This is a genomic window from Paenibacillus sp. WG02 (genome assembly GCF_055396115.1).
Window position 1 is genome coordinate 3,462,529 of record NZ_AP036016.1, and the last position, 14,463, is coordinate 3,476,991.

Genomic DNA, 14,463 nt, shown 5'->3' on the forward strand with positions numbered 1-14,463 from the left:
CTGTTTATACATGGGTGACGATGTTTATTGACGATGCGAAGTTACCGCGGTAAAGTACAATTGATTACATGTTAAGGGGGAAGGGTGACCATATGACGAATAGCGGGAAATTCGCATGGACGTGGACCATTCGTGAAGAAGATTTAGAGGAATACGTGAGTATGCATCTGGCTCCATGGCCGGAAATTATGGAAGAGCACATGAAAGCCGGAATTAGGGATTACTCGATTTTTCAAAATGGCGCACAATTTTTTTATTGCTTCTTGTGCGATGATTTAGAAGCCGCTTTCGCTTATTTAGCAGTAAGCGAAGCTTGCAATCGATGGAATGCGATTACTTCGAAGATGGTCGTCGGTTCTTTCGACTTCCGCGAAGCGGTGCCAATTCAGCCGATGCGTGAAGTGTTTTATTTGAAATAGATAGAAGAAGAGCCTTGGATAGCAGTTGCTTCTCATGGCTCTTTCTATCATAACATCTCTGCGGTTTGGTTGGATTTTTTCAATTCCCTCTAAGACCCCTCCAAAAATTGGAATCATGTCGAATATGTTAGGGAGTTAATAAATCCCAACAACCGAGGAGTCGTTATTATGAAAATGAACAAGCCCTGGATGATCACAGCTACATGCATTGTTGTAACTAGTCTTATGACAGGATCTGCATTTGCAAAATCCGAGAATGGCAACAATGCTGATAAAGCAGATTCGTCCAAACCAGCAGTAGAACTGAATGTAAAGGTTAATGGAGGTACTAATGCAACTGTAACTTCTGATACCTATGGCAATGAAGGCAAAAACGGGTATAAGGGTCTTCTTAAAGCGATCGAAAATGTAAAAGATAAGCCAGCCGGAGCTGTTATTGCTGATCTACTTTTGACTAACTACGGTGCTCACATCAGCGATGAATTAAAGGCTGAACTTGATGCGATTAAAGATCGAGATGCTGCTCTTTCTGCTGTTGCAGATGTATTGGACGAGCAGGGGAGTGTAACCGATGCAGTTTATGTTCAAAAGGAAGCCGTAAAAGCAAACTTAAAGAACTTGAATTCCTACAAGAAACTGGGCAAGCTTTATGAAAAACTAGGTAAAAAAGGCGTGCTTTTGTATGTGAATGGTGAGGAGCCTACTTTGGAAGTAAATCCTTTTATTAAAGATGGCAGCACGTTGGTACCATTCCGTGCGATTTCGGAATCGCTAAAAGCTGAAGTAACATGGAACGCGGAAGAACGTTCAGTAACGGTTACTCGTGGCGGAGTTACAGTAAAGCTCTTTATCGATAGTACGAATGCTACTGTAGATGGTAAAGAAGTAACACTGGAAGTTCCTGCAGCCATCGTTGAAGGTAACACGGTTGTACCGGTTCGTTTCATCAGCGAAGCTCTAAAAGCTACGGTTAAATGGGAAGAAGAGACGAAGTCAGTCGTGATTTACGAAGATTAATAAGTTTGTAGTTTCAAATGGAGCTTACCTGCGGGTAGGCTCTTTTTTTGTGTTCTATTAACCGGATAAACACATGCAGAACTAAGTTAATCGTTGGTGTGAGGGTAGGCGAAGCTTAACATTAATTAAGTTATATTTTTGAGAGAAAAAGATACATGTCCGTAGCATTCCAAAGGGATTTGCATATTTTAAACATAAAGCTTAGTCATTTTAATTGAGAGATGGTGATAAGTTTGAAGATTCGAAAAGCGGTCATACCAGCTGCAGGTTTGGGCACGCGATTCCTACCGGCAACCAAAGCTATGCCAAAGGAAATGCTGCCTATCATAGATAAACCAACCATTCAATTTATCGTAGAAGAGGCGGTAGCTTCAGGCATTGAAGACATTATCATCGTGACAGGGAAAGGGAAGAAAGCGATCGAAGATCACTTTGATACCGCTTTTGAATTGGAAAGCTATCTTACAGCGCGTGAGAAGTTTGATCTTCTTGGGCGTGTGCAGGAGCCAACCCAGCTAGCCAACCTTCACTATATTCGCCAAACCGAGCCGTTTGGACTAGGACATGCTATTTGGTGCGCCCGTTCTTTCGTTGGAAATGAACCTTTTGCGGTGTTATTAGGAGATACGTTCTTTGATGCCGAAACGCCTGCACTGGCGCAGTTAATCCATTACTATGATCGATATCAGAGGTCAATTATTGGTGTTCAGGAAGTTGAGGATCAATTCGTTTCGAATTACGGAATTATAGATGCTAAAGATCTGCATGAAGGTTTTTATAGTGTATTAAACCTTATTGAAAAACCAGTTCTTCCTATGTCGCCGTCTAATTTGGCCATACTGGGTCGTTACATTTTGACACCTCAGATTTTTGATGTGCTGGCCACTCAAAAGCCCGGCGTTGGTAAAGAAATTCAGTTGACGGACGCACTGATTACGTTGAACGAAATCGAAGCCATTTATGCCTGTGAGGTAAAGGGGCAATGGCATGATGTTGGAAATCATAGAGGATTTATTACATCGATTCTTTCTGAAGCGAACAAGAGAGCCGATCTGAGGTCATGGCTTCGCGAACACATGGAAAAAATGTTAAGAGAAACGGAGTGATAGGGGATGAAGCGTCTTCACATTGTGCAAGTGATTTCCAACTTTCCAAATGCACAGAAGCTTCCGCCCACGAATCAGGGAGGGACAGAAAAGATAGTTTATGAATTGACTGAGAATCTAGTCCGAAGAGGTCATCGGGTTACTATTTTTGCTGCTAGCGGGAGTCGAACAAGTGCTAAACTTGTCCCGTTTCCAAGGGGGCTTCGTAATCAAGGAATAGCAAAGTATGTCTTGAGTAGGTTGCCGCGTGATGTTAACGTTATTCATGATCATACGTTTAGATCTGCACTTGGACGGCTCAATCTTCGTATTCCGATCGTGTGTACCTTACATCTCCCTGTAAAGCAAAGAGTGAAGCATCCTGTATATGTTTCCATGCGGGCTAGAAAGGTGATGGGCAAAAATCGAGGACACTATGTGTATAATGGACTTAATCCGAATGAATATGAATTCAGTGATAAAAAGCGCAATTATATGTTATTTATGGGACGTATTCTGCGAGAGAAAGGTGTTCTGCAAGCCATTGAGATTGCGGAGAGAACGAATAAAAAACTTATTATTGCTGGACCGATAAAAAATAAAATATTTTTTAATAATGAAATTGCACCTCGAATTAGAAGAAATCCCAACATCAATTTTGTTGGCCCTATTGGAGGGAAGAATAGACAGAAGCTGCTCAAATATGCAAGTTGTTTGCTGTTTCCTACGCTGTGGGAAGAGCCTTTTGGACTCGTTATGATTGAGGCTATGGCCTGCGGTACACCAGTAATTGCCTTGAAACGTGGTGCGGTTCCTGAAGTTATGGCGGGGTTTCCTCGATTAATCTGCCGCTCTGTTTCTGAGATGGTTGCTAAAGTAAAAGAAGGTAAGTACCCGCATCCGGCTGTTCTTCGTCGTTATGTCTTTCGTAGATTTACAACGTCCCAGATGACAACAAAATACTTACAAATATATCAAAAAGTAATGAAAAGTAATCAGCAAAAAGCACGCATTCGATAGGGATGCGTGCTTTTTGCACGCTGTAACCTATGGTTGAATATACTGCAGTTAAATTCTGCAAGTACACCATGGGAGGCTACGGGATGCGTAAATACACGGTCAAACGGGACCAACGTGATTTTCGGGATTATTATTACCGAAGCGTGAATTATATTCGGGAATCGCAATTGCCTCGCAAAGTGGATTTGCGCAAGGAGCTGTCTCCTATTGTGAATCAGGGAAATTTAGGCTCCTGCACATCGAATGCCATTGTAAGCGGGCTCCGTGAGTATTGGCTTCGTCAAGAACGAGAATCAACGATCCGGCTATCTCGCCTTTTTCATTATTGGCATGAGCGCAAATTAGAAGGTACGATCAACCGTGACTCGGGAGCAACTGTACGTGATGGCATGAAAGTACTGCATAAAATAGGGGTATGTACGGAAGCCGAATGGCCGTATCGTATAGCCAAATTTAAAGAAGCACCTGATTCTGAGGCGGAAGCTGCAGCAGGTGCCTATCGTATTGAAGGCTATCATCGGATCCATGATTTGGCAGGGATCAAAGCTGCATTAGCTGATGGCCAGCCTGTTGTCTTCGGAATCTGGGTGTATGAATCCTTCGAAAGCCCACTGGCGGCAAAAACAGGCAAGATCCCTTACCCGAATCGAAAAAAAGAGCAGCTATTAGGCGGCCATGCTTTATTGGCCGTCGGATATCGAGATGGTAAGCAGAAGGGCCAAGGAACCGTCATCGTTCGGAATTCATGGGGGAAAGCATGGGGAGATCAAGGCTATTGTTACTTGCCCTATTCTTTTTTCAAAAACAACGTGCTGACGTTTGATTATTGGACTGGTAAATAACCCGACTTCTGGGAGGAGCTGAATCAATGTTAAGTGTGGAAGATGCAAATAAAATTATTGCGTTCTTGTCTGCGGCTTATTCGGCAACTGAGGACGCAGAGGCAAGAGCAGAATTTCACCGATTGGCCAACGAGCTTAGGAAATCGTCCGGCCAACCATTGGAATAATAGGAATCTCATCCGAAACGAGGGGCGGCTTAAATGCCAATAGATAAACTGATACTGCTCATCTTAATTCTGTTCGTTTTACTTATTCTGCTATTCGCCTGCTTGCTCTAATTTAAAAACAGCCAGCTGCATTAGTTTGCAGCCGGCTGTTTTTATGTCTATTAACTAGAAGCCTTTGTACTGAGGTTCTTCGTTTTCTAATTGCTGAACACGGGAGGCGACTTGATTTACGATGTCTTGCGTAGTGAGGGCTGCCGTTTCATACAGCTGTTTGGCTTCTTGATTCTGTGTGCCTAGAGCAAATGTTTCCAAGCTTGCTTGGGCACTTTTAAGCGAGGCCAATGTTGTTTTTACCTGAGAAGCTACTGTCATGTTGTGCACCTCTTCTTTAAGATTTGTATAGGATAGCAAACAAATTGATCGTTTTCAATTGATTGCGATCTTTAATATGCCCTAACTTTTCACTTGCATTTATAACAATTTATTCCAACTGAGATTGTTCATTACGGCTCAACTGTAGAAGCTCTTACTGAAAGCTTGCCTTCCAGTCGTGGTGTCTTCCTATTGTCTCCGTCGATGAGTGATAACAGCAGTTCTGTCGCTGCCAAGCCAACCTCCATCCGTGGATAAGAGATAGCTGTCAAAGCTGGCGAGACTTGCGAAGACATTAGAATATCTTCGCACCCGGCGATTGCCAATTGGTGTGGAACAAGAATGCCGGATTCGCGGCAAGCCGCGAGGCAACCAACCGCCATCAAATCATTTGCTGCTACAATAGCGGTAAAATCAAAACCTTGCGTTAGTGTTGTGGTTAACGTGTGGAAAGCCATCTCGAAGCGGCCAGCTCCTTCGAGAATATATGACTCCGGCAGTTCCAATCCTTCGTGACACATGGCTTCGCGGAAAGCAATGAGCCGATAAGCAATCGGATCCTGCGGATCGCCAGCCGTCATAAAGGCAATCTGATCATGTCCTTGTTCGCGCAGATGAACAATTAACCGCCGCATTTCAGTTACCCAATCCACATCAACGACCGGGATGTTCGGCATGGAAACACCTGGATGCATTAGAGACACGATGGGGAGCTCCATCAAGCTGTAAAATGCCTGACTTTCCTCGCTTAGCGTTTGGCCCAGCAGAAGAATGCCGTCCACACGCCCCATCAGTGTATTTTTTAATTCTTCTTCACGAGCAGGTTCAAATGAATGAAAAAACACAGAATAATTGCTGAGTTTAGCTTTTTTCTCAATATACAATAGCAATCCACCCTCGAATGGGTTTCCCACGAAATGCACGAGGACAGCAATTTGCCCTGTTTTCCTAGTTTTAAGGCTGCGGGCTGTTTGATTGGGACGATAACCTAGCTCATTGATCACGGCAAGTACTTTTTGCCTTGTTTCCTCTTTGACGATGCTTCGATTATTTAGCACATAGGATACGACAGCTACCGAGACACCTGCCCGGTCTGCCACTTCTTTCCTGGTAATCATAGGGAGCTCCCTTTTTCTTGTTTCCTCAAGGGTATCATAAATTTAGACAAATCTAAATGTACTCACTTTTCGTAGCAGCATCGCCTAACCATAGCTTTTTAAGCGGGACCATCGACTCTTCCGGAACGTAGAATTTGAAATAGTTTTCACTAATTGCCCCAAGTAGTTGGCGGCGTATCGGATCTGCCCCTTCGAGTAGTGCTGGAGAAGCAGCATGGTAATCAATAGGCCTCATCCAAATTGGGCTATAACCGATAAATAATTGGCGACGTGTGAAGTCGGAGCGATTCGGGGAACCGGCATGCCAAAGATTTTGTGCAAATATGAATACGTCACCAGGCTTACCGCAAATCTGCATTTCTCCTGGTAAAGGCACATTCACGTCGGTTTGAACAGGTTGGTAATCTGGCCACTTATGACTGCCCGGAATGATTTTCGTATTCCCGCGGTCTGGCTCAGACATATCGCTCAAAATATAACAAACTTTAATGTAGTAGGTGGATGTAAGTCCGTTAATACTTGGGAATTTGGGCGCGGGTCCATCCTGATGCCAGTTTATGAAGCTGTTGGTCTCAGTCTTGAAATCATAAGGATTTGGTTTGCGCACGGTCAGATGTGAGATATGAAGTTGGATGTTATAACCCATCAAATTAACGATCAGTGGAAGAATTGTCGGATTGTCCATTAAGGACAAAATAGAGGGTGCTCGCTCTACGCTATTGTAAATGTTGTAGGATAACGACTCTTGCTCATCTGAAAGGATGCCGTCAACGGCACTATTCAATTCTGCAGTCCTTTCTTCCGATAGTACATTGCGAAGCAGTAAGTAACCATCATTTTCAAATTGTCGTGAGAGCTCAGGGATATCCAGAGACACTGTCGTCATTCTCATCTTCCTCCTTGTATTTTACTCGTGTAAAATTTATTGAAAATAAAAAGGATAAGGAGCAAGTTACTCATTATCCATTTGTTATAAAATATATTTTACTCGTGTAAATTTAAACTTGCAAGCTATTTTTTCACTTGCTCAGTTAACATTTAAATCCAATTCAAAGTGATCATACTCGCTGCCTAAATTACACATAATGAGTTTGTTTCGAGCTTTAACTGGGGCAATTTCCACTGATGTCGATGTCCAATTCTGGCATTTGAAGGTAAAGGAACGGTTGTCATTAAAGATGGCAAAATTCTTGAGGACAATTTGAAAAAAGAACGTTACACGGGCGATGAGCTGCTGGCGCAGCTGCGGACCAAAAGTGTTTTTCGCCTGGCAGATGTTGAATTCGCTATGCTCGAGCCTAGTGGTGATTTAAGTGTTCTACTTAAAAGCGAACTCCAGCCTCTAACACCCAATCATTTGGGCATGAAGCTTAATATTGAAAAACCGACGCAATCCGTCATCATGGACGGCGTCATTCAAGATGAACCCATGGCTGCAGCGGGTAGAGGACGAGGATGGCTACATAAAGAACTGGATAAGCTAGGAGTAACGAAAGAGAATGTGTTCCTCGCACAAGTTGACACGCATGGTGAGTTAACGCTCGATCATCCGCAAGCAAAGAAGATGTACGAGGCATGTTCGGTGCACTTAACGAAGGTTATTCAGAATCTGTATACAATGCTTAGAACTTAGGGCGTTAAAGGAAGCAGGAGGGAATATATGGCCAACAACAAGAAGAAGAACCTGACAATGACGCAGCAGGAGTATCAGAAGCTAGCAAAGAAGCAAGAGCCCAAAAGACCCGTTCTATTGAATTGCCTGCGAGCCTTTCTAGTTGGAGGGACAATCTGTTTAATTGGTGAATGCATCATGGAGATGTTCGTTAATTGGTTTGGTTTTACAGAAAAAACGGCAGGGAATCCAACGGTTGCCGTGTTGATTATCATATCCGTCATCCTGACGAGCTTTGGTGTGTACGATAAAATTGCCCAATGGGCCGGAGCGGGAAGCTCTGTTCCTGTCACAGGATTCGCAAATTCGTTATGTTCAGCAGCTATTGAGCACCGGGCGGAAGGACTTGTGCTTGGGGTAGGCGGTAATATGTTCAAGTTAGCTGGCTCCGTCATTGTATTCGGAACCGTGGCAGCCTTCGTTGTAGGTATCGTGCATCTTATCATTTCGGGTGGGGGTTGACCTTATGCTGAAGGGACATCAGAGCTGGGTCTTTGAAAATCGCCCTGTCATCTTATCAACGGGGACGGTTGTAGGACCTGATGAAGGCCAAGGGCCTATTAGTGAAGATTTCGATATCGTTCACGGCGATTTGACCGTTGGTCAAAAAACGTGGGAAAAAGCCGAGAAGGCGCTTCTAGAGGAAGCCGCGCAGCGAGCACTTGATAAGGCCGGGCTGGTAGGTGGCAACATACAGTTCTATATTGGAGGCGATCTGATGAATCAGATCATCTCCAATACCTTCGCAGTGCGCACGCTGAATATGCCGTTTCTCGGCATATTCGGCGCTTGCTCCACATCGATGGAAGGGCTCGCGATAGCCGCGCAGCTGGTCGACTCGGGGGCTGCCAACTACGTGATGGCCGGCACCTGCAGCCATAACTGTACGGCGGAGAAACAGTTCCGTTATCCGACAGAATACGGATCGCAGAAGCCGCCGACAGCTCAATATACCGTCACCGGCGCCGGAGTCGCCGTGCTTGGCAAAAGCGGTGACGGCCCCGTCGTTACCTCGGCCACAATCGGACGAGTCGTCGATATGGGCATCACGGATCCGTTTAATATGGGCGCTGCGATGGCGCCGGCAGCTGTAGATACGATTCAAACTCACTTCCGTGAATTGAATATTGAGCCTAGCTATTACGATCTAATTGTCACCGGTGATTTGGCAACAGTGGGTGTGAATATTGCGCGCGAACTATTCGATAAGCATCAGTTCCCAATTGATCAAACAACATATAACGACTGCGGCTTGATCATTTATGATCGCGAGAAGCAGGCTGTCCAAGCGGGAGGGAGCGGTTGTGGCTGCTCAGCAACCGTCACTTACGGTCATCTCCTAAAGCGGATTAAGAGTGGCGAATTGAAGAGAATCCTAGTCGTAGCGACTGGAGCCTTGCTCTCACCAATTTCTTTCCAGCAAGGGGAAAGCATTCCTTGCATTGCACATGCTGTGTCAATTGAGTCTGGAGGGTTGTACGCATGAACTTTTTTTGGGCTTTTCTGATAGGTGGAGCCATCTGTGTATTAGGCCAACTTTTGATGGATGTGGGCAAGCTGACGCCCGCTCATACCATGAGCACGCTCGTCGTGCTGGGCGCTATAGCTGACGGTTGTAATTTGTATGATCCGTTCATTGAATTTGCCGGTGCGGGCGCAACCGTACCAATTACCAGTTTCGGCAATGCCCTCGTACACGGGGCGTTAGAAGAGCTCCATAAGGACGGTTATATAGGGATCATTACCGGAATTTTTAAAGTGACCAGCGCAGGGATATCCGCGGCGATCATTTTTTCCTTCATAGCGGCGGTATTTGTCAAACCTAAAGGATAAGATGAACGCTTGATCTTGCAGTTGTGTGCATTGTGACCCCACTTCTGGTCACTAGAAGAAAGAACCTAGCTGATAAATGATGGATAAAAGATGGCTCCTGTACGGTATTCACCGGGAGTCATCTTTTTTATGTCCTTTTGAAAAAGATTCTAGTACATCAAATGCTAATCATTCCGCCCTCTGAGAGGAGCAAAAGTCCTAATGCCATGGATGGTTAAATTTAACAAATAAATTTAGAGGATTTACAAGTATACGGACGAAAAACTTTACTGTAAACTAGATTTACGCTCATTTTCCTATCATTTTTGAGGAATACGGACTTAGGGAAGTATTTTCACCATAAATGGCAACACATCCACAATTTGCTTTACGAAAACTCTAAGGAGGATCACACATGGAAACTGCCACCCATCATCATGTAGAAGTTCTAGCTAGATTGAAATCGAATTTGGAATCATGCATTCTTGGCAAGACTCTGAGATTGAATTGCTGCTAACTGCGATGCTTGCAGGTGGGCATGTTTTACTTGAAGATGTTCCGGGTACAGGCAAAACAGTGTTGATTAAAGCACTTGCTCGATCCATAGATGGTCAATTTCGCCGCATTCAATGTAATCCGGACTTATTACCTTCCGATATAACAGGTGTTTCTATATATCATCCCAAAGAAGAGAAGTTCCTGTTCCGTTCAGGACCGATTATGACGAACGTATTACTTGTCGATGAAATTAATCGGGCAACAACCAAAACACAGTCTGCTTTGCTGGAAGCAATGGAAGAACAACATATCACTGTTGACGGCGATATACACGAGCTTCCTTCACCATTTATGATGCTGGCAACCCAGAACCCGATTGACTTCGAAGGCACATATATTTTGCCTGAAGCGCAGCTTGATCGATTCATGATGAAGCTAAGTCTAGGTTATCCGAGTGAAGCCGCAGAGAAGCAGATGATTACGTCCCAGAGCAAAATGCATCCGATGGAGGCGCTGCAGGCGATTATGGATATGTCTCAGGTGCTGGCCATCCAAGATCAGGTTCGTCTTGTCCACTTGGATGAAGCAGTAGCTGATTATTTAGTGACAATTACCAGAAAAACACGTGAACATCAGGCTGTATTCCTCGGAGCAAGTCCAAGGGCTACGCTTTCATTGGTTTTAGCTTCCAAATCTTTTGCGTTCCTTCATGGAAGAGACTATGTGATTCCTGATGATATTAAATACCTTGCTCCTTATGTTCTTGGTCATCGAATGATTCTTCATTCCGAAGCCCGCATGGATGGAGCCACGGTTTCCTCAGTTCTCGGCGCGATTTTCGAGCAAGTACGCGTGCCGGTACGATTGGAGAAGTGAGCCTATGAATCGACCGGTATTCAAACGATTCGGGGAGCTTCCCCGTTTCCGGCAGCTTTATGGCTTCTTATTTCTTGTTTCACAGCTAGTTTATTGTTCCTGTTGTTTCAAGGCGGGAAGTTAGCCTCTATGCTTTTTATCATTATCACGTTATTATCCGCCTATTTACTCTCTGGCAACTGGAGTGGAATTAAACGTGCTCAAGGTACACGCAAGCTAGCGAATGTAGGGCAAGATACTCAAATCGAAGCAGGGCAATCGTTGCAGATTGGCATTGGGGTGCAGATTCCGGGTTTTTGGCCCATTCCATATATGATGATTAAAGATCAGCTTATTCGACAAAATGGGGAAGAGACGGTTTTCGAAGGCTCCCTTGTTCCGGATTGGAAACGTAGAGGCGAGTTACTTTACAGTACACCACCTTTAAGAAGAGGATATTATCGCTTTGGGGCAACCGAGTGCCTAACGGAGGATGTTTTTGGTTTCTTTCAGCATAAAGGACGCTTAGAGCTTCAGCAGCCTATCACTGTGTATCCACAAACGGTAGCAATACGGGAGTGGGCACAATTTCATCAAATGCTTAAAGGTATGCAGCATCACTCTACAACGACGCGAGCACATCGTGAAACGACGCAAATTAATGGTGTCCGTGAATATATTTATGGGGACCGCTTATCACGTATCCATTGGAATGCCACTGCGAAGACAGGTACTTGGAAATCCAAAGAATTCGAGCGAGAATCCCTTCCTAAGACGATTATTTTATTGGATCGGAATGCCCGTGCCTATCGGGACACTGCTGAATTTGAACTGGCGGTATCTGTTGCGGCTTCCTTATTTCGCTATGGTGCGAGTCGTGACTTGGCACTAGGATTACTTTCGATTGGGAAGGAATCGACCTTTTTTGAACCGAAGCAGAGCCAGAATCATCACAAGCAAATCATACAGCATTTGGTCGGTGTAGAGGCAGACGGTTATCACTCTCTTCACCAAATCATCAAGGAACGCTCGAGGGAATGGCCGGCAGGCTGCTTCTTTGTACTTATTTCTCCGCAAAAGGGCTCAGCGATGATACAGGTGATTCACCATCTGGAACATCTTCAGATGAATCCATGCCATATCTGGGTTCATGGGAAGTCCAACCATGCATTCAAACCGCAGGGTTTGGACATGGAAGGCAACAATCAGGAGGATTGGATAAAGGCGATTCGCTCACAAGGCTATATGGGTTATGAGGTTAGTCAATTGACGGACTTGCCTAACCTGTTGGGAGGGGCGAAACGTTATGCCTAACGTATTATGGAAAAGAATTTTAACGACAGATTGGTCGCAGCGAGTCACAGCCATTTTAACTGGTATTTTCCTTTATCAATTTGTCATCTGGATTATGAAAGAGGATGGACTTTGGTTGCCTGAAACGGTCGCTTTTGTCACGGGCACCCTCTTCATTGTAACGGTTACTTACCTCATACCTCATTTACATCGAGGATGGCGTTCTTTGATTCAATTCGGTTTGATTTTATGGCTGCATGGCATAGGTATGAGCTATCATTTTGTGGCGGTTAAAGTGACAGCTTGGAAAGATGTGGTGAAATGGATTGCTCAGAATGCAGGGCAGCTGGAACCATACATTTGGTTTAGTTTAACTGCTTGGATTACTTATTTATTTGCGATGTGGTCTGTCCAATCTAGGCTGCGTGTATTTGTCCTTATTTTTGTCAGTATTTTATTTTTTGCTATGCGTGATTCGTTCAGTATGATTTTTTTGTGGCCGCAAGTAGCTATGGTGATATTTTGCGGATTCTCACTATTGATGGTGCAGCATTTTAGCCAACTGAAGAGACGGGCTCCTGTTATTTGGGAAACGATTACTGATTACCCATCAACCCTCGTTGTTCCCGTTCTATTGATTATCGGTGTCACTTTTCTAGTTGGTTTACTAGCGCCAACCGTGAATCCGATATTAACGGATCCTTACACAGCTTGGAAAGTAAGTCGTGGCGAAGCTGTTCCTCTACTTGGAAAAGGAGTCAGCGTCACGTCATCGACGAACGCAGATGCTTCCTCCGGCTATAGTCGAGACGACAGTCGGCTTGGCGGCGGATTTCGTTATGATTACACGCCAGTTATGACCGTCGAAACGAGCAAGAGAACCTATTTTCGAGGGGAAACGAGATCGCTATATAACGGAAAAGGCTGGGGGACTCAGCCCAGTGGAGCGTAAATTGCCAGTCAATCGTGTGAATGGGAATCCGCTGCCGCTAGATCCGCGATTTGATTTGTCACTTTTGAAAACCAAAGAAGTAACACAAACGATTGTCATGGATAGAGAGGAAGTATTTCCCGTTTTATTTGGGGGATTCGCCATCCAGAAAATTGTGGATGTGAATAAAGGTGAGAACCCGTTTCAACGCCTGATATGGTCTCCTCGCCAGTCAGAACTGCGCTATGTAGGAAGAAATAACTATCCTAAAGACTATACAATCGTTGTCCAGGAACCTATTCTGGAAGAAGCGTTATTGCGAGAAGTCAAATCAGACTACACGAATCAACTGGAATGGGCGGAATATCTACAACTGCCTGCCGACCTTCCTGAACGAGTTAAACAGCTTGCTGTTGAAATTACGAAGGCAGCGACGAATCCTTATGACAAAGCGAAAGCCATCGAGAAGTATTTATCAGATCATTATCCGTATACGAATACCCCAGATGAAAGCAAGGGCAAGAGCAAGGATTTCGTTGACCGCTTCTTATTTGAAGTGAAGCAAGGGTATTGCGATTATTACTCATCGTCTATGGCAGTACTCGCCCGTTCTATCGGGCTTCCAACTCGTTGGGTGAAAGGTTATTCATCAGGCACTTCACCGATTCCACCGGAATTTAGGGATTTAGGTATTTTGAGTCAACTGGGTTCGGAAATCGATGTGAATGGCGCTGGTACCTATACAGTTAGAAATTCGGATGCTCATTCGTGGGTTGAAGTTTACTTTGAAGGCTTTGGCTGGATCCCCTTTGAACCGACCTCAGGCTTCAAACTGCCGAATGTGTTCCCAGAGCAAACACCGCCACCCGTTGACTCATCAACGGATAGTGCCCCTGTTACATTGCCTGACGAAACGAAAGCGGCTCCGAGCTTTACATGGTTGTGGTTGACGTTAAGTGGCGTAGCAGCCGCTGCGGTAGTTGCAGTAGGTCTTTTCTTTATTTTGAAAAGCGATAACTGGAAAGCATGGCGAACCCGCAGGAAGAAAAGGCAAGTCGTTAATTTTAATCAGAAAATTATCGTTGAATTCGAAAAACTGCTGCGGCTAAGCCGTCGCAAGGGCTACATGAGACACGAGCATGAAACAATGCGAGAAGCGACGACAAGGTGGTCGAACCAAAGCAAGTGGATGAAAAAAGAGCTGGAAACGGTGCTCGAATTGTTTGAGAGAGCGAAGTACAGTCAGCAGAATTCCACTGAAGTCGACTATCAGACCGTTAGTCAATCTATTATTCGATTAAAAGAACAAATGAAATAGGACAAAGAAGCCACTCACCTTTCAAGGTGGTGGTTTTCCTATGA

15 protein-coding genes and 2 pseudogenes are annotated in these 14,463 nt (G+C 44.6%); 14 read left to right on the top strand and 3 right to left on the bottom strand.

Going from position 1 to position 14,463, the window contains the following annotated elements; all coding sequences use genetic code 11:
• Nucleotides 1–92: 92 nt before the first annotated feature.
• From ACBP55_RS15315 to ACBP55_RS15340, 6 genes are all read left to right on the top strand, one after another.
• Entirely contained in the window at nt 93–419 is a 327-nt protein-coding gene (locus ACBP55_RS15315; protein ID WP_464652656.1) for an L-rhamnose mutarotase, read from the top strand.
• A gap of 168 nt (nt 420–587) precedes the next feature.
• Complete coding sequence (locus tag ACBP55_RS15320) at nt 588–1,436, top strand: copper amine oxidase N-terminal domain-containing protein (RefSeq protein WP_464652657.1); 849 nt, start codon at nt 588–590, stop codon at nt 1,434–1,436.
• 233 nt (nt 1,437–1,669) lie between these two features.
• The gene (gene galU, locus ACBP55_RS15325; protein WP_029193584.1) at nt 1,670–2,542 is read left to right on the top strand and encodes a UTP--glucose-1-phosphate uridylyltransferase GalU; all 873 of its coding nucleotides are present in this window, start codon (nt 1,670–1,672) and stop codon (nt 2,540–2,542) included.
• A 6-nt stretch (nt 2,543–2,548) separates the two neighbouring features.
• Entirely contained in the window at nt 2,549–3,541 is a 993-nt protein-coding gene (locus ACBP55_RS15330; RefSeq protein WP_464652658.1) for a glycosyltransferase family 4 protein, read from the top strand.
• An 83-nt stretch (nt 3,542–3,624) separates the two neighbouring features.
• Nucleotides 3,625–4,383 (top strand): C1 family peptidase, encoded by a 759-nt coding sequence (locus tag ACBP55_RS15335; RefSeq protein ID WP_464652659.1) that lies wholly within the window; start codon nt 3,625–3,627, stop codon nt 4,381–4,383.
• Between the two features lie 26 nt (nt 4,384–4,409).
• A complete protein-coding gene (locus tag ACBP55_RS15340) occupies nt 4,410–4,550 on the top strand; it encodes a hypothetical protein (RefSeq protein ID WP_029193581.1) in 141 nt (46 codons plus the stop codon).
• 165 nt (nt 4,551–4,715) lie between these two features.
• Here ACBP55_RS15340 and ACBP55_RS15345 read toward each other — a convergent pair whose 3' ends face one another.
• From ACBP55_RS15345 to ACBP55_RS15355, 3 genes are all read right to left on the bottom strand, one after another.
• A complete protein-coding gene (locus tag ACBP55_RS15345) occupies nt 4,716–4,922 on the bottom strand; it encodes a DUF1657 domain-containing protein (RefSeq protein WP_029193580.1) in 207 nt (68 codons plus the stop codon).
• Between the two features lie 131 nt (nt 4,923–5,053).
• Nucleotides 5,054–6,040: a LacI family DNA-binding transcriptional regulator gene (locus ACBP55_RS15350; protein WP_464652660.1), complete on the bottom strand. Its 987-nt coding sequence runs from the start codon at nt 6,038–6,040 to the stop codon at nt 5,054–5,056.
• Nucleotides 6,041–6,092: 52 nt separating this feature from the next.
• A complete protein-coding gene (locus ACBP55_RS15355; protein ID WP_464652661.1) occupies nt 6,093–6,926 on the bottom strand; it encodes a phytanoyl-CoA dioxygenase family protein in 834 nt (277 codons plus the stop codon).
• A gap of 261 nt (nt 6,927–7,187) precedes the next feature.
• Between ACBP55_RS15355 and ACBP55_RS15360 the strand changes: the two are divergent.
• The 8 genes and pseudogenes from ACBP55_RS15360 to ACBP55_RS15395 all read left to right on the top strand — a co-directional run.
• A pseudogene (locus tag ACBP55_RS15360) lies at nt 7,188–7,586 on the top strand (DUF421 domain-containing protein); the annotation flags it as partial.
• Nucleotides 7,587–7,700: 114 nt separating this feature from the next.
• Nucleotides 7,701–8,174: a stage V sporulation protein AC gene (gene spoVAC, locus ACBP55_RS15365; protein ID WP_464652662.1), complete on the top strand. Its 474-nt coding sequence runs from the start codon at nt 7,701–7,703 to the stop codon at nt 8,172–8,174.
• 4 nt (nt 8,175–8,178) lie between these two features.
• The gene (spoVAD, locus tag ACBP55_RS15370) at nt 8,179–9,198 is read left to right on the top strand and encodes a stage V sporulation protein AD (protein ID WP_464652663.1); all 1,020 of its coding nucleotides are present in this window, start codon (nt 8,179–8,181) and stop codon (nt 9,196–9,198) included.
• A complete protein-coding gene (gene spoVAE / locus ACBP55_RS15375; protein WP_029193575.1) occupies nt 9,195–9,545 on the top strand; it encodes a stage V sporulation protein AE in 351 nt (116 codons plus the stop codon). The genes spoVAD and spoVAE overlap by 4 nt, the downstream gene beginning before the upstream one ends.
• A gap of 394 nt (nt 9,546–9,939) precedes the next feature.
• Nucleotides 9,940–10,898, top strand: a pseudogene (locus tag ACBP55_RS15380) (AAA family ATPase).
• 129 nt (nt 10,899–11,027) lie between these two features.
• Complete coding sequence (locus ACBP55_RS15385; protein ID WP_464652664.1) at nt 11,028–12,191, top strand: DUF58 domain-containing protein; 1,164 nt, start codon at nt 11,028–11,030, stop codon at nt 12,189–12,191.
• A complete protein-coding gene (locus ACBP55_RS15390) occupies nt 12,184–13,122 on the top strand; it encodes a hypothetical protein (RefSeq protein WP_464652665.1) in 939 nt (312 codons plus the stop codon). Before ACBP55_RS15385 ends, ACBP55_RS15390 begins: the two co-directional genes overlap by 8 nt.
• Nucleotides 13,112–14,419, top strand: coding sequence for a DUF4129 domain-containing transglutaminase family protein (locus ACBP55_RS15395; RefSeq protein WP_464652666.1), 1,308 nt, complete (start codon nt 13,112–13,114; stop codon nt 14,417–14,419). The genes ACBP55_RS15390 and ACBP55_RS15395 overlap by 11 nt, the downstream gene beginning before the upstream one ends.
• Nucleotides 14,420–14,463 lie beyond the last annotated feature (44 nt).

Excerpts from the sequence above, each read along its gene's own strand:
- ACBP55_RS15315 (WP_464652656.1), top strand. The coding sequence starts at position 93 with ATGACGAATAGCGGGAAATTCGCATGGACGTGGACCATTCGTGAAGAA.
- ACBP55_RS15320 (WP_464652657.1), top strand. The coding sequence starts at position 588 with ATGAAAATGAACAAGCCCTGGATGATCACAGCTACATGCATTGTTGTA.
- ACBP55_RS15330 (WP_464652658.1), top strand. The coding sequence starts at position 2,549 with ATGAAGCGTCTTCACATTGTGCAAGTGATTTCCAACTTTCCAAATGCA.
- ACBP55_RS15335 (WP_464652659.1), top strand. The coding sequence starts at position 3,625 with ATGCGTAAATACACGGTCAAACGGGACCAACGTGATTTTCGGGATTAT.
- ACBP55_RS15340 (WP_029193581.1), top strand. The coding sequence starts at position 4,410 with ATGTTAAGTGTGGAAGATGCAAATAAAATTATTGCGTTCTTGTCTGCG.
- ACBP55_RS15345 (WP_029193580.1), bottom strand. The coding sequence starts at position 4,922 with ATGACAGTAGCTTCTCAGGTAAAAACAACATTGGCCTCGCTTAAAAGT.
- ACBP55_RS15350 (WP_464652660.1), bottom strand. The coding sequence starts at position 6,040 with ATGATTACCAGGAAAGAAGTGGCAGACCGGGCAGGTGTCTCGGTAGCT.
- ACBP55_RS15355 (WP_464652661.1), bottom strand. The coding sequence starts at position 6,926 with ATGACGACAGTGTCTCTGGATATCCCTGAGCTCTCACGACAATTTGAA.
- spoVAC (WP_464652662.1), top strand. The coding sequence starts at position 7,701 with ATGGCCAACAACAAGAAGAAGAACCTGACAATGACGCAGCAGGAGTAT.
- spoVAD (WP_464652663.1), top strand. The coding sequence starts at position 8,179 with ATGCTGAAGGGACATCAGAGCTGGGTCTTTGAAAATCGCCCTGTCATC.
- spoVAE (WP_029193575.1), top strand. The coding sequence starts at position 9,195 with ATGAACTTTTTTTGGGCTTTTCTGATAGGTGGAGCCATCTGTGTATTA.
- ACBP55_RS15385 (WP_464652664.1), top strand. The coding sequence starts at position 11,028 with ATGCTTTTTATCATTATCACGTTATTATCCGCCTATTTACTCTCTGGC.
- ACBP55_RS15390 (WP_464652665.1), top strand. The coding sequence starts at position 12,184 with ATGCCTAACGTATTATGGAAAAGAATTTTAACGACAGATTGGTCGCAG.